General features: G+C 60.9%; 12 protein-coding genes. 4 read left to right on the top strand and 8 right to left on the bottom strand.

From position 1 onward, the window contains the following. Positions 1-63: 63 nt before the first annotated feature. The 8 genes from pdxJ to lptF form a co-directional block, all read right to left on the bottom strand. Entirely contained in the window at positions 64-807 is a 744-nt protein-coding gene (pdxJ, locus tag AB4P90_RS06335) for a pyridoxine 5'-phosphate synthase (protein ID WP_003188860.1), read from the bottom strand. Between the two features lie 51 nt (positions 808-858). Beyond that, positions 859-1,545, bottom strand: a complete 687-nt coding sequence (recO, locus tag AB4P90_RS06330; protein ID WP_395605749.1) for a DNA repair protein RecO — start codon at positions 1,543-1,545, stop codon at positions 859-861. A gap of 154 nt (positions 1,546-1,699) precedes the next feature. Beyond that, complete coding sequence (era, locus tag AB4P90_RS06325) at positions 1,700-2,602, bottom strand: GTPase Era (RefSeq protein ID WP_005785147.1); 903 nt, start codon at positions 2,600-2,602, stop codon at positions 1,700-1,702. Further along, positions 2,595-3,284, bottom strand: a complete 690-nt coding sequence (gene rnc / locus AB4P90_RS06320; RefSeq protein WP_003188856.1) for a ribonuclease III — start codon at positions 3,282-3,284, stop codon at positions 2,595-2,597. The genes era and rnc overlap by 8 nt, the downstream gene beginning before the upstream one ends. A gap of 144 nt (positions 3,285-3,428) precedes the next feature. Beyond that, entirely contained in the window at positions 3,429-4,283 is an 855-nt protein-coding gene (gene lepB / locus AB4P90_RS06315; protein ID WP_003188855.1) for a signal peptidase I, read from the bottom strand. Between the two features lie 5 nt (positions 4,284-4,288). Continuing rightward, positions 4,289-6,088, bottom strand: a complete 1,800-nt coding sequence (gene lepA, locus AB4P90_RS06310; RefSeq protein WP_003188853.1) for a translation elongation factor 4 — start codon at positions 6,086-6,088, stop codon at positions 4,289-4,291. Between the two features lie 222 nt (positions 6,089-6,310). Further along, positions 6,311-7,390 (bottom strand): LPS export ABC transporter permease LptG, encoded by a 1,080-nt coding sequence (gene lptG, locus AB4P90_RS06305; protein WP_003188851.1) that lies wholly within the window; start codon positions 7,388-7,390, stop codon positions 6,311-6,313. Then, positions 7,383-8,501, bottom strand: coding sequence for an LPS export ABC transporter permease LptF (lptF, locus tag AB4P90_RS06300; RefSeq protein WP_003188848.1), 1,119 nt, complete (start codon positions 8,499-8,501; stop codon positions 7,383-7,385). The genes lptG and lptF overlap by 8 nt, the downstream gene beginning before the upstream one ends. Positions 8,502-8,785: 284 nt before the next feature. Between lptF and AB4P90_RS06295 the strand changes: the two genes are divergently transcribed. From AB4P90_RS06295 to AB4P90_RS06280, 4 genes are all read left to right on the top strand, one after another. Beyond that, positions 8,786-10,276 carry a leucyl aminopeptidase gene (locus AB4P90_RS06295; protein WP_014717073.1) on the top strand — a complete coding sequence of 497 codons (1,491 nt, stop codon included), beginning with the start codon at positions 8,786-8,788 and terminating at the stop codon, positions 10,274-10,276. Between the two features lie 74 nt (positions 10,277-10,350). Next, positions 10,351-10,779, top strand: coding sequence for a DNA polymerase III subunit chi (locus AB4P90_RS06290; protein ID WP_014717072.1), 429 nt, complete (start codon positions 10,351-10,353; stop codon positions 10,777-10,779). 7 nt (positions 10,780-10,786) lie between these two features. Next, positions 10,787-11,161 carry a hypothetical protein gene (locus tag AB4P90_RS06285; RefSeq protein WP_003188844.1) on the top strand — a complete coding sequence of 125 codons (375 nt, stop codon included), beginning with the start codon at positions 10,787-10,789 and terminating at the stop codon, positions 11,159-11,161. Positions 11,162-11,370: 209 nt separating this feature from the next. Continuing rightward, entirely contained in the window at positions 11,371-14,217 is a 2,847-nt protein-coding gene (locus tag AB4P90_RS06280; RefSeq protein ID WP_395605748.1) for a valine--tRNA ligase, read from the top strand. Positions 14,218-14,371 lie beyond the last annotated feature (154 nt).

The following is a 14,371-nucleotide window of genomic DNA, read 5'->3' as shown; positions in this document are numbered from 1 at the left end:
ATGCGTCAACTGACACTCCGCTATCGCAGGCAAGCCAGCTCCCACAATGATCTTCATTGTTTATCAGTGCTTGGCAGCGGCCAGAATCAGGGCTTTCATCTCGGCCACTGCGCCTTTGAAACCGACGAACAACGCGTGCGCCACCAGGGCGTGGCCGATATTCAGTTCGTTGATGCCCTTGATCGCGGCTACGGCTTCGACGTTGTGGTAATGCAAGCCATGGCCGGCATTGACGATCAAGCCCTCGTTGAGCCCGCAGTTCACGCCGTCGATGATGCGTTGCAACTCGTCGGCCACTTCGGTCGGCGTGGTGGCATCGGCATAACGGCCAGTGTGCAGCTCGATCGCCGGGGCGCCCACGCGGCGAGAGGCTTCGATCTGGCGTTCGTCGGCGTCGATGAACAGCGAGACTTCGCTGCCGATCCGCGACAGGCGCTCCACCGCAGCCTTGATCCGCGCTTCCTGGCCGGCGACGTCGAGGCCGCCTTCGGTGGTCAACTCCTGGCGGGTTTCCGGTACCAGGCAGATATGCGCCGGGCGGATGCGCTCGGCGAACGCCATCATTTCTTCGGTCACACCCATTTCGAAGTTCATGCGGGTTTGCAGCACGTCCTTGAGCAGCAGTACATCGCGCTCCTGGATGTGGCGGCGGTCTTCGCGCAGGTGCACGGTGATGCCGTCGGCGCCCGCTTCTTCGGCGTCCAGCGCGGCCTTGACCGGGTCAGGGTAACGGGTGCCCCGGGCCTGGCGCAGGGTGGCGACGTGGTCGATGTTGACGCCAAGAAGAATGCGATTGCTGGTGGTCACGGAAGCGCTCCTGAAAAGGGAAAGAATCGGTGCACAGCATACACGGGGACGTCAGGGCTTTCGAAACAACTCGCGACTGACCAGCGGCCGCCCGCCCAGGTGCACGGCCAGTGCCTGGCGCATCAGGCGCTTAGCGGCGGACAAAGCGCCCGGCGCGCTCCAATCCGCGTCGCTCATCGCCAGCAGTTCGCTGCCCTGGAACAGGCCCGGCTGCAATAGATATACGCGCTCAAGGCCCGCATCCACTTGCAGGCGGTACATGCCGTCGGCGGCCACGGGATCGCCGTGCAGGTCGTTGTGCAATTCAAAGCCATAGCCAAGGTCGTCGAGCAAGCGCCATTCAAAGGCACGCAGCAGCGGCTCCAGTGGGCGGCCTTCAGCGAGGGCCAGCAAGGTGGCGGCGTAGTGATCGAAGATCGCCGGGTGCGGGTCTTCGGCGGGCAACAGGCGAATCAGCAGTTCATTGAGGTAAAGGCCGCTGAACAGCGCATCGCCATTCAGCCAGGCCGAGGTGCCAACGCTTTCCAGGCGACCGACGTTTTTCAGCTCGCCCTTGCCGCGAAACTCCACGTCCAGCGCCACGAACGGCCGCGCCAAGGTGCCCGCCTTGCCCCGCGCGCTGCGCAAGACTGCGCGCAGTCGGCCTTGGGGCGTGAGGAAGTCCACCAGCGCACTGGTTTCGCGGTAGGCGCGGCTGTGCAGGACATAGGCGAGTTGGCTGGGGGGGGAGGCGGACATGAGGCTCTCTCGCAGAACGTGAAACAGCGCCGATCCAATGTGGGAGCGGGCTTGCCCGCGATGTCGGCGTCACAGTCAACATCTCTGCCGAATGTTACATCATCATCGCGGGCAAGCCCGCTCCCACAAAGTTTTGCAGTGTGTTCGAGGCCCGTTACAGGTCGCCGTAGCCCAGGGAGCGCAACGCACGCTCATCATCGGACCAGCCACCCTTCACCTTCACCCACAGGTTGAGCATGATCTTGGAGTCGAACAGCAACTCCATATCCTTGCGCGCTTCGGTGCCGATGCGCTTGATGCGCTCGCCCTTGTCGCCAATGATGATTTTCTTCTGGCCGTCACGTTCGACGAGGATCAACGCATGGATATGCAAGGTCTTGCCCTGCTGCTTGAATTCTTCGATTTCGACGGTGATCTGGTACGGCAGCTCGGCGCCCATCTGGCGCATGATTTTCTCGCGGACCAGTTCGGCGGCAAGGAAGCGGCTGCTGCGGTCGGTGATCTGGTCTTCCGGGAAGAAGTGCTCGTTTTCTGGCAGGTAACCGGCGATCACGCGCTCCAGGGCTTCGAGGTTGTGGCCGTGCTGGGCTGAGATCGGCATGATCTGGGCGTTCGGCAGTTGCTCCTGCAACCAGGTCAGGTGCGGCATCAGCTCGGCTTTGTCTTCGATACGGTCGGTCTTGTTCAGCGCGACGATCAACGGGCCGGTCACGTATTGCACACGCTCGAGGACCATCTGGTCTTCGTCGGTCCACTTGGTGCGGTCAACCACGAAGATCACCACGTCGACGTCTTTCAACGCGGCCGAGGCGGTCTTGTTCATGTAGCGGTTCAGGGCTTTCTCGCCGCCTTTGTGCATGCCAGGGGTATCGACATACACCGCTTGCACGTTGCCTTCGGTCTTGATGCCCAGCATGTTGTGGCGGGTGGTCTGGGGCTTGCGCGAGGTGATCGCGAGCTTCTGGCCGAGGATGTGGTTGAGCAGCGTGGACTTGCCCACGTTCGGGCGGCCGACGATGGCAACATAGCCACAGCGTGTTGCGGTTGAATCAGTCATGGCCATTCTCCACGCCCAGGGCAATCAGTGCTGCAGCGGCCGCTACCTGTTCGGCAATACGACGGCTCACACCCTGACCTCGGCTTTTTTCGTTCAATAAAGTGATTTCACATTCCACGAAGAACACCCGGCAATGGGGCTCGCCCTGGATATCCACCACTTCGTAGCGTGGCAGTTCGCAACCGCGGGACTGCAGGTACTCTTGCAGGCGGGTCTTGGGATCCTTGTTGGTGTCTACCAGCGTCAGGCTTTCGATTTCCGAGGCCAGCCAGGCGACAACGCGTTCCTTGGCCGTCTCCATGCCTGCATCGAGGTAGATCGCACCGATCAAGGCTTCCAGGGCATCAGCCAGGATTGACTCGCGACGGAAACCGCCGCTTTTCAACTCACCGGAACCCAGCCGCAGGTACTCGCCCAGGCCAAAGCCTCGGGCCAGCACGGCCAGGGTCTCGCCTTTCACAAGGCGTGCGCGCAGGCGCGACAGCTGGCCTTCTCGCGCTTGGGGGAAGCGCTCGAACAGCGCCTCGCCGGCGGCGAAATTGAGGATAGCGTCACCGAGGAATTCCAGGCGCTCGTTATTGCGCCCTGCAAAGCTGCGGTGTGTGAGGGCAAGGACCATCAATTCCTGGTCCTTGAAGGTGTAGCCGAGCTGACGCTCGAGACGACTTAGAGAAACGGTCACGGTTTATCCATATCTAGTTGATGGCACCGGCGGCCATCGACGATTGACGCAGTGTTCAAATTCAAATCCTGATGGGTACCGGGCATCGGAAAATGTCCAAGCCCCAGAAAAGCATTCGGCGCTGTGTTCACAGCGCCGCTTGTATTACTTGATCAGCCCGACCCGCGAGAAGTTCGGCAGGTGGCTGAGCTTGGGTTCCGGCCAACTCATCCAGACCGCGAAGGCTTTGCCGACAATGTTCTCGTCCGGCACCATGCCCAGCAGGTCCTTGGGAATGTTGGGGTCATCCCAGTAGCGGCTGTCGTTGGAGTTATCGCGGTTGTCGCCCATCATGAAGTAATGCCCGGCAGGCACTTTCCACTGGCCATCCGGCATCGCGCGGTAGCGGCTCATTTCCTTGCGGATTTGGTGCTCCACCGCGCCGAGTTTTTCCTGGTACAGCTCGGCGCTGCCCAGGGTATTCGGCTCGGCGCCCAGCAGCTTCTCGGCCACCGACTCACCGTTGATGAACAGGCGCTTGTCGCTGGTGTAGCGCACCACGTCGCCCGGCAGGCCGACCACACGTTTGATGTAGTTGACGTTCGGGTCGCTTGGGTAGCGGAACACCATCACATCGCCGCGCTGCGGGTCACCCACCGGGATGACTTTTTTGTCGATCACCGGTAGGCGAATGCCGTAGGAAAACTTGTTCACCAGGATGAAGTCGCCCACATCCAGGGTCGGTTTCATCGACCCCGAAGGGATCTGGAACGGCTCTACCAGAAACGAGCGCAACACCAGCACGATGAACAACACCGGGAAGAACGACTTGCCGTACTCAACCAGCAAGGGCTCTTTGTTCAGCTTCTCGACCACCACCGCATCGGGCTGGCTGACGCTGCCCTGATAGGAAGCAATGGCCGCCCGACGACGCGGGGCGAAGAACACCAGATCGAGCAACGCCAGGAGACCACAGACGGCAACGGCAATGACCAGCAACAGCGGGAAATTTAGTGACATAGGACCTAACTATCCAACCTGAGCACCGCAAGGAAGGCTTCTTGTGGAACTTCCACGTTGCCTACTTGCTTCATGCGTTTTTTACCGGCCTTTTGCTTCTCAAGCAGTTTGCGCTTACGGCTTACGTCACCGCCGTAGCATTTGGCCAGTACGTTCTTTCTGAGAGCCTTGACGGAGGTCCGTGCAATGATCTGCCCGCCGATGGCGGCCTGGATCGCGACGTCGAACATCTGGCGCGGAATCAGTTCTTTCATCTTCTCGGTCAGTTGGCGACCTTTGTAATGCGCGTTGTCCTTGTGCACGATCAGTGCCAGGGCATCTACCTTGTCGCCGTTGATCAGCACATCCAGTTTCACCAGATTAGCCGATTGGTAACGATCGAAATGGTAGTCCAGCGAAGCATAGCCGCGACTGGTGGACTTGAGACGGTCGAAGAAGTCCAGGACCACTTCGTTCATCGGCATATCGTAGGTCACTTGTACCTGAGTACCGAGGAACAGCATGTCGCGCTGCACGCCACGCTTTTCGATACACAGTGTAATGACGTTGCCCAAGTGTTCCTGCGGTACCAGGATATTGGCCCGCACGATCGGCTCGCGCATGTCTTCGATGGCCGACAGGTCCGGAAGCTTGGAGGGGTTGTCGACGTAAATCGTTTCACCGGTTTTGAGCAGCAACTCAAAAATAACGGTTGGCGCGGTGGTGATCAGGTCCAGGTCGTACTCGCGCTCAAGGCGCTCCTGGATGATCTCCATGTGCAGCATGCCCAGGAACCCGCAACGGAAGCCGAAGCCCAGGGCGTCGGAGCTTTCCGGGGTGTACTGCAACGACGAGTCGTTGAGGGTCAGTTTTTGCAGGGCTTCGCGGAAATCTTCGAAGTCATCGGAGCTGACCGGGAACAGGCCGGCGTAGACCTGTGGCTGGATGCGCTTGAAGCCGGGCAGCACGTCGACGTCTGGCGTGGAGCTCAAGGTCAGGGTGTCACCCACTGGCGCACCATGAATGTCCTTGATGCCGGCGATAATGAAGCCTACTTCACCGGCTTTCAGATCAACGGTAGCGGTGTGCTTGGGGTTGAATACACCGACGCTGTCCACCAAGTGGATCTTGCCGGTGGACTTGACCAGGATCTTGTCGCCCTTCTTCACACGGCCATGGCGCACGCGCACCAGGGACACAACGCCCAGGTAGTTGTCGAACCAGGAGTCGATGATCAACGCTTGCAGCGGATCTTCGTAGTTGCCGGTCGGCGCGGGAATGGTGTGCACCAGGCGTTCGAGCACTTCGTCGACACCCAGGCCGGTCTTGGCGCTGCAGGTGACGGCGTCGGTGGCATCGATGCCGATGATCTTCTCGATCTCTTCCTTGACGCGCTCAGGCTCGGCCTGGGGCAGGTCGATCTTGTTGAGCACGGGCATGACTTCCAGGCCCTGCTCGATCGCGGTGTAGCAGTTGGCAACCGACTGCGCCTCGACGCCCTGGCCGGCATCGACCACCAGCAACGCACCTTCACAGGCCGCCAGCGAACGGCTGACTTCGTAGGTGAAGTCAACGTGACCAGGGGTGTCAATGAAGTTCAGTTGGTAAGTGATGCCGTCTTTGGCCTTGTAGTACAGCGTGACGCTGTGGGCCTTGATGGTGATCCCGCGCTCGCGTTCGAGGTCCATGGAGTCCAGTACCTGGGCTTCCATTTCACGCTCGGCAAGGCCGCCGCACATCTGGATAAATCGATCGGCCAGCGTCGACTTGCCATGGTCAATGTGGGCGATGATGGAGAAATTGCGGATATGACTCAAATCACTCACGGATCAACACTCAAAAAGGCTGCAGGCAGATTGCCCGCTGAAAAATAGCCGGGAATTGTACCTGATGCTCAGGCCAGACGTCATCTTTGCTGACCAATACAAAAAAGCCCCACTTTAATGGGGCTTAAAACTGTAGGAGCGAGCTTGCTCGCGAAAATCGCCAACGATAACGCGCTTATTCTGGATAAACGCGGCGTTTCGCAGACGTTCGCGAGCGCGGCTTCAACCCGCCCGGCGCAGCAGCCAGAACCCAGCCACGGCGCAGATGGCCGTAGGCACCAGCACCGCAAACAGCGGCGAGAAGCCGAATACCAGGCTCGACGGCCCAAGCAAATCCTGGGCGATGCGGAAGGTGAAGCCCACCAGCACGCCGGTAAATACCCGTTGGCCCAGGGTCACGGAGCGTAATGGCCCGAAAATGAAGGAAATCGCCATCAACACCAAGGCGGCGGTAACCACCGGCTGCAAGACTTTCACCCAGAACGCCAGCCAGTAGCGGCCATTGTTCAAACCCTGTTCCTTGAGGTAGTGGATATAGCTCCACAAACCGGAGATCGGCAGGGCTTCCGGCACCATGACCACGGTGTTGAGCAATTCCGGCTTGAGGGCGATATCCCACTGTTCGGTCGGCACGTTGACCACTTCGGTGCTGGACTGGGTGCCCTGGCCCACGTTACGGAAGTGGGTGGTGGTGACGTCGCTCAGTTGCCATTGCTCGCCACTGTACTGCGCGCGCTTGGCGAAGCTGGACGACAGCATGTGCCGTTCTTTGTCGAAGGTGTAGCGGGTCACCCCGATCAACAGGCCACCCGGCTGCACGGCGTTGATGTGAATGAACTCGTCACCTTGGCGGTGCCACAGGCCATGCTTGGCGCTTTGCGCATCGCCCGAACCCTGGGCCAGGGCGCGATTGGCCTGGGCGGTGGCTTCGGCCGGTGGCGCGACGTACTCACCGATCAGCACGCTGCACGCCATCAGCAGCAGCATCGGCTTCATCACCGCCCAGACGATACGGCCGATAGACACCCCGGCGGCGCGCATGATGGTCAGCTCGCTGTTGCTGGCCAGGGTACCCAGGCCGATCAGGCAACCAATCAGCGCGGCCATTGGCATCATGTCGTAGAGACGACGCGGCGCGGTCAGTGCGACGTAGCTCAGCACGTCCGTGACTGTGTAAGTGTCAGTAACGTTGCCCACTTCATCAATGAAGGCGAACAACAAGGCCAGGCCGAGGATGATGCCCAGTACCGCGAGGATGGCGATCAGTACGCTAATGCCGATGTAGCGATCAAGCTTAGCCACGGGCCAACTCCTTCAGGCCACGACGGCTCTTCATTTTCAAACGGATAGGTTCCCAGTAGAGCAGCCCCAGGCCGATCATCAGGAAAACCCCGTGCACCCACCACAGGCCCAGCGCTGGCGGCAACTTGCCCTTTTCCAGGGAACCACGGGCAGAAATCAGGATGGTCAGGTAGGCCATGTACAGCAGGATCGCCGGCAGCAACTTGAGGAAACGCCCTTGGCGCGGGTTGACGCGCGACAGCGGCACGGCCATCAAGGTCACGATAAACACCAACAGCGGCAGGGACAGGCGCCATTGCAACTCGGCGATGGAGCGCAACTCCGGGCTGCCGAACAGCGATGAGGTGGGCAGTGCGTCGCGGTCGGTGACCTCGTCACTGATCTCGGCCTTGGGCAGCATGACGCCGTAGGTGTCGTACTTGATCGCCCGATAATCCGCCAGGCCAGGGCTGCCGTCGTAGCGGTAGCCGTTTTCCAGGATCAGGTAGCGGTTGCCATCGGGGCGGATTTCCTGGCGACCGCTGTCGGCCACCAGGATGGTAATGCCACGGTCTTTCTGGTTCTGGCCGAGGTTCTTCTGGGAAATGAACACGCCGCCGAGGTTGGAACGGTCGTCGGTCATGGTTTCGGTGTAGGTCACCCGCGAGCCGTCGCTGAGCGCCTGGAAGCGACCGGGCTCGAGGGTGTCGAACTCCGTCATCGCATCCTGCTTGTTCAGCAGCAGCTGGAATTGCATGGCCCCCTGGGGCGCCAGGCTCATGCTCAACCAGGCCACCACCAGAGCAACACCGGCGGCAGGCACCATGGTCATGGCCAGCAGGCGCTGCTGACTCATGCCGGTGGCCGACAGCACGGTCATCTCGCTTTCCAGGTACAGCCGGCCATAGGCCAGCAATATGCCGAGAAACAGGCCAAGCGGCAGGATCAACTGCAGCATGCCGGGCATCCGGTAGCCCATGATCAGGAACAGTGAGCCCGGATCCAGGGCGCCGGCGGCGGCTTGGGCCAGGAACTTGACGAAACGACCACTCATGATGATGACCAGCAACACCGCACTCACGGCACTCAGGGTCAACAGGACTTCGCGGGACAGATAACGGAAGACAATCAAACCAGACACTCCAGGGTTGTCAGGCTAAGGCGGCCAAACAAGCAAGCATACCGAGTCGACCCGTTTACCACGGGCCGGCTAAAAAGATGGCGCATTATCCTGTGATTGACCGCGCCTGTCACGGAGCTTACTCATGCGCACGCACAAAGCGTGCGCCAAGGGTTGTCAGGCTCCGCTGGCGAGGTTCAAACTGCGGCCTTTGTCGCTGGCGGTTTACAACGCTGCCGAGCTTTAAAGCCGGAGTACAAGCTCCCGGCTCACAGACCTTGATAAGGGACCCGAAAATGGAATTGGTTGTAAAAAGCGTTAGCCCCGAAACGTTGAAAACCGCCACCCTCGTGGTCGCTGTCGGCGAAGGCCGCACACTCGGCGTCGCCGCCAAGCAACTGGACGAACTGAGCGGCGGCGCTATCAGCGCAGTGCTCAAGCGCGGTGACCTGGCCGGCAAGGTCGGCCAGAGCCTGCTGCTGCAGAGCCTGCCCAACCTTAAAGCCGAGCGCGTTTTGCTGGTGGGCGTGGGCAAGGATGCCGAACTGGGCGACCGTCCGTTTCGCAAGATCGTCAGCGGTCTCCTCACCACCCTCAAGGGCCTGGGCGGCAGCGATGCGGTGCTGGCACTCGATGAAATCGTGGTCAAGGGCCGCGACAGCTACGGCAAGACCCGACTGCTGGCTGAGTCGCTGGTGGACGGCGGCTATATTTTCGACCAGTTCAAGAGCCAGAAAGCCGAACCCCGCGCCCTGAAGAAAATCACCCTGCTGACCATCAAGGCTGCCCAGGCTGAAGTCCAGCGCGCCGTCACCCACGCCCAGGCCATCGCCAACGGCATGTCGTTCACTCGCGACCTGGGCAACCTGCCGCCGAACATCTGCCACCCGACGTTCCTGGGCGAACAGGCCAAGGCACTGGGCAAAGAGTTCAAGGGCTTGAAGGTTGAAGTGCTGGACGAGAAGAAGATCAAGGACCTGGGCATGGGCTCGTTCTATGCCGTGGGCCAGGGCAGCGACCAGCCGCCACGCCTGATCGTGATGCAATACAACGGCGGCAAGAAGTCCGAGAAGCCTTACGCCCTGGTAGGTAAAGGCATCACCTTCGATACCGGCGGCATCAGCCTCAAGCCGGGCGCCGGCATGGACGAGATGAAGTACGACATGGGCGGCGCCGCCAGCGTGTTCGGCACCCTGCGTGCCGTGCTGGAACTCAAGCTGCCGATCAACCTGGTGTGCATCCTGGCCTGCGCCGAGAACATGCCGAGCGGCGGCGCGGCTCGCCCGGGCGATATCGTCACCACCATGAGCGGCCAGACCGTAGAGATCCTCAACACCGACGCCGAAGGCCGTCTGGTGCTGTGCGACGCCCTGACCTACGCCGAGCGCTTCAAGCCCCAGGCCGTGATCGACATCGCTACCTTGACCGGTGCCTGCGTAGTTGCCCTGGGCGCCCACACTTCGGGCCTGCTGGGCAACAACGACGAACTGATCGAGCAACTGCTCAGCGCCGGCAAGGCCGCCGACGACCGCGCCTGGCAACTGCCGCTGTTCGATGAGTACCAGGAACAGCTCGACAGCCCGTTCGCCGACATCGCCAACATCGGTGGCCCGAAAGCCGGCACCATCACGGCGGCCTGCTTCCTGTCGCGCTTTGCCAAGAACTTCAACTGGGCTCACCTGGACATCGCCGGCACGGCCTGGACCAGCGGCGGCAAGGACAAGGGCGCCACTGGCCGTCCGGTGCCCCTGTTGACCCAATACCTGCTGGATCGCGCCAAGGCTTAAGCGGCCCCTGCGCCTCTTTGTAGGAGCGAGCTTGCTCCTACAGAGGGGCCATCAGGCCAACCCCAGGATTTTCAATGCCCCAAGTCGACTTCTATATATTGCCCAGCGCCGATCCCCTCGCGCGCCTGGACTTTGCCTGCAAACTCACCGAAAAAGCCTGGCGTATGGGCCATCGCATCTACCTGCACTGCAGCGATGCCGCCCAACGTGACGAACTTGATGCCCGTCTGTGGCGCTTCAAGGGCGAAAGCTTCGTGCCCCACGGCCACGCCGAATCCGAACCTGAAAGCCTGGTTGTGCTGGGCTTGGGAGACAACTGCGGCGATCACCATGACTTGCTGGTCAACCTCGACCTGAAAGTACCGGCCTTTGCCCAAGCGTTCGCCCGTGTGGCGGAAGTGGTGGTGGAAGACCCGGCTATTCGTCAGGCCGCGCGGGAGAGTTTCCGTTTCTACCGCGAACAGGGCTATCCTCTGCAAGATCACCGGCTACAACGACTTTGAGTACATGATGGACACTCCAAACCCGCTGAAAAAAGACGACCACCTGCTGGATGACCTGGAGTCGATCCGTCAGTTACTGGGTGATGACAACCTGCAACCGCCGCTGCTGACCGAGACGGCCGATGGCGAGGTACAGATCCCGCTGCTGTTCGACATGGTCGGCGGCAAGCCTGCCGCGCCGGCACCTGTGGTTGCTGAACCCGCCCCAGCCGCCGAAAAAGCCCCCGATGCCCTGCTGCTGCACCTGGACAACGAACTGCGCGCCGCCGCGCAATTGATCATGCAGGATGTGATCGACGACTTTGCGCCGCATATCGAAGCCGAGATCAAGCGTCGGATGGATGCGCGGATGGAGCGGTTGCTCAGCCAATACCAGAACTGAAAGTCCCCCCATCCTTGTGGGAGCTGGCTTGCCTGCGATGGCGGCGCATCAGTCGCCGACGATGCTGACTGAAACACCGCCATCGCAGGCAAGCCAGCTCCCACATTAATTCTGCATCGGTCTTAACCGTCTTCGCCTCGCCCTCGCCCCTATCCCCCGTTATACTTGCCGGCTTTCCTGAATAAATGCCAACTAGGGTCCCGCCGCGCATGGATAAGACCTACCAGCCCCACGCTATCGAAACTTCCTGGTACAACACCTGGGAGTCCGAGAACTATTTCGCCCCACAAGGTGCGGGCGACTCGTACACCATCATGATTCCGCCACCGAACGTCACTGGCAGCCTGCACATGGGCCATGGCTTCAACAATGCGATCATGGATGCGTTGATCCGCTTCCGCCGCATGCAGGGTCGCGACACCCTGTGGCAACCGGGCACCGACCACGCCGGCATCGCCACCCAGATGCTGGTGGAACGCCAACTGGAAGCCACCGGCCAGAACCGTCACGACCTGGGTCGCGAGAAATTCCTGGAGAAAGTCTGGGAATGGAAAGACCAGTCCGGCGGCAATATCAGCCGTCAGATCCGTCGCCTGGGTTCGTCCGTAGACTGGAGCCGCGAGCGCTTCACCATGGACGACGGCCTGTCCGAAGCCGTAAAGGAAGCCTTCGTGCGCCTGCACGAAGACGGCCTGATCTACCGCGGCAAGCGCCTGGTCAACTGGGACACCAAGTTGCACACGGCCATTTCCGACCTTGAAGTGGAAAACCACGACGAGAAAGGCTTCCTGTGGAACCTCAAGTACCCGCTGGCCGACGGCGCCAAGACCGCTGAAGGCAACGATTACCTGATCGTCGCCACTACCCGTCCGGAAACCATGCTCGGCGATGCCGCCGTCGCTGTTAACCCGAACGACGAGCGCTACCAGGCGCTGATCGGCAAGTTTGTCGAACTGCCGCTGGTTGGCCGCCGCATCCCGATCATCGCGGATGACTATTGCGACCCTGAGTTCGGCACCGGCTGCGTGAAAATCACCCCGGCCCACGATTTCAACGACTACGAAGTCGGCAAGCGCCACAACCTGCCGCTGCTGAACATCTTCGACAAAAATGCCGCCGTATTGCCGGCCTGCCAGGTGTTCAACCTGGACGGCTCGCTGAACGACAGCATCGACGGCAAGATCCCCGCCGAATACGCAGGTCTGGACCGTTTTGAAGCGCGCAAGCAGATCGTAGCTGCCTTCGACGCCGCCGGTTTGCTGGTCAGCGTCGACGACCACGGCCTGAAAGTGCCGAAGGGCGACCGCTCCGGCACCGTGATCGAGCCGTGGCTGACCGACCAGTGGTACGTGTCCACCAAGCCGCTGGCAGAACCTGCGATTGCCGCCGTGGAAGATGGCCGCATCCAGTTCGTGCCCAAACAGTACGAAAACATGTACTTCTCGTGGATGCGCGACATCCAGGACTGGTGCATCAGCCGTCAGCTGTGGTGGGGCCACCGTATTCCGGCCTGGTATGACGAATCGGGCAAGGTTTATGTAGGCCGCGACGAAGCCGAAGTGCGTGCCAAGCACAACCTCGGCGCCGACATCGCGCTGCAACAGGACAACGACGTACTGGACACCTGGTTCAGTTCGGGCCTGTGGACCTTCTCTACCCTGGGCTGGCCGCAGCAGACCGAGTTCCTGAAGAAATTCCACTCCACCGACGTGCTGGTCACCGGCTTCGACATCATTTTCTTCTGGGTTGCCCGGATGATCATGCTCACCATGCACCTGGTGAAGAACGAAGACGGCACCCCGCAGGTACCGTTCAAGACCGTGTACGTACACGGCCTGGTACGCGACGGCCAGGGCCAGAAGATGTCCAAGTCCAAGGGTAACGTCCTGGACCCGCTGGACATCATCGACGGCATCGACCTGGAAACCCTGGTGCAGAAACGCACCTCGGGCCTGATGCAGCCGAAACTGGCGAAAAAGATCGAGAAGCAGACCCGCGACGAATTCGCCGACGGCATCGCCAGCTACGGCACCGACGCTCTGCGCTTCACCTTCTGCTCGCTGGCCTCCACCGGTCGCGACATCAAGTTCGACATGGGCCGCGTCGAAGGCTATCGCAACTTCTGCAACAAGATCTGGAACGCGGCGCGCTACGTGCTGGACAAAGGCGAAGACTGCGGCCAGAACGGCGAAGCCTATGAGCTGAGCCTGGCGGATCGCTGGATCATCTCGCAGCTGCAGCGCACCGAAGCCGAAGTGACCCGCCAGCTCGACCAGTTCCGTTTCGACCTGGCCGCACAGGCCCTGTACGAGTTCATCTGGAACCAGTATTGCGACTGGTACCTGGAACTGTCCAAGCCGGTACTGTGGGACGAGAACGCCCCGGTCGAACGCCAGCGCGGCACCCGTCGCACCCTGGTGCGCGTGCTCGAAGTGGCGCTGCGCCTGGCGCATCCGTTCATGCCGTTCATCACCGAAGAAATCTGGCAGCGCCTGGCGCCGCTGGCCGGTATCGAAGGCAAGACCATCATGCTGCAACCTTGGCCGGTGGCCAACGAAGCGCGCATCGATGAGGCCGCCGAAAGCGATATCGAATGGCTCAAGACCCTGATGCTCGGCACACGCAACATCCGCGCCGAGATGAACATCGGGCCGGGCAAGCCGCTGGCCGTGTTCGTCAAGAACGCCAGTGCCGAAGACCAGCGTCGCCTCAGCGAGAACGATGCGCTGCTCAAGAAACTGGCCAAGCTGGAGTCGATCACCGTATTGGCTGCCGATGCCGAAGCACCGTTGTCTGCCACCGCGTTGGTCGGTGATATGGAAGTGCTGGTGCCGATGGCCGGCCTGATCGACAAGGGCGCGGAACTTGCCCGCCTCGACAAGGAAATTGTGCGCCTGCAAGGCGAAGTGCAGCGAGTGGGCGGCAAGCTGTCCAACGCGGCGTTCGTCGACAAAGCGCCAGCTGAAGTGATCGAGAAAGAACGCGCCAAGTTGGCCGAGGCTGAACAGGCCTTGGGCAAGCTGGCGGAGCAACACGCGCGGATTTCCAGCCTGTAAGGCTTGCGCCGTGTAAAAAAAGAGGCCTTCGGGTCTCTTTTTTTGTCCAGGCAAACGACACCATTTCCCAATCAAAACCCTATCCCTGTGGGAGCTGGCTTGCCAGCGATAGCATCACCTCAGTCTGCCTGATACACCCAGTCGCCTGCATCGC

Origin of the sequence: Pseudomonas sp. B16120 (assembly GCF_044218845.1) — a bacterium.
Taxonomy (GTDB): Bacteria; Pseudomonadota; Gammaproteobacteria; order Pseudomonadales; family Pseudomonadaceae; genus Aquipseudomonas; species Aquipseudomonas paracarnis.
Note: the sequence above shows the minus strand (reverse complement) of the source record. Positions and strands in the feature narration are given on the sequence as shown.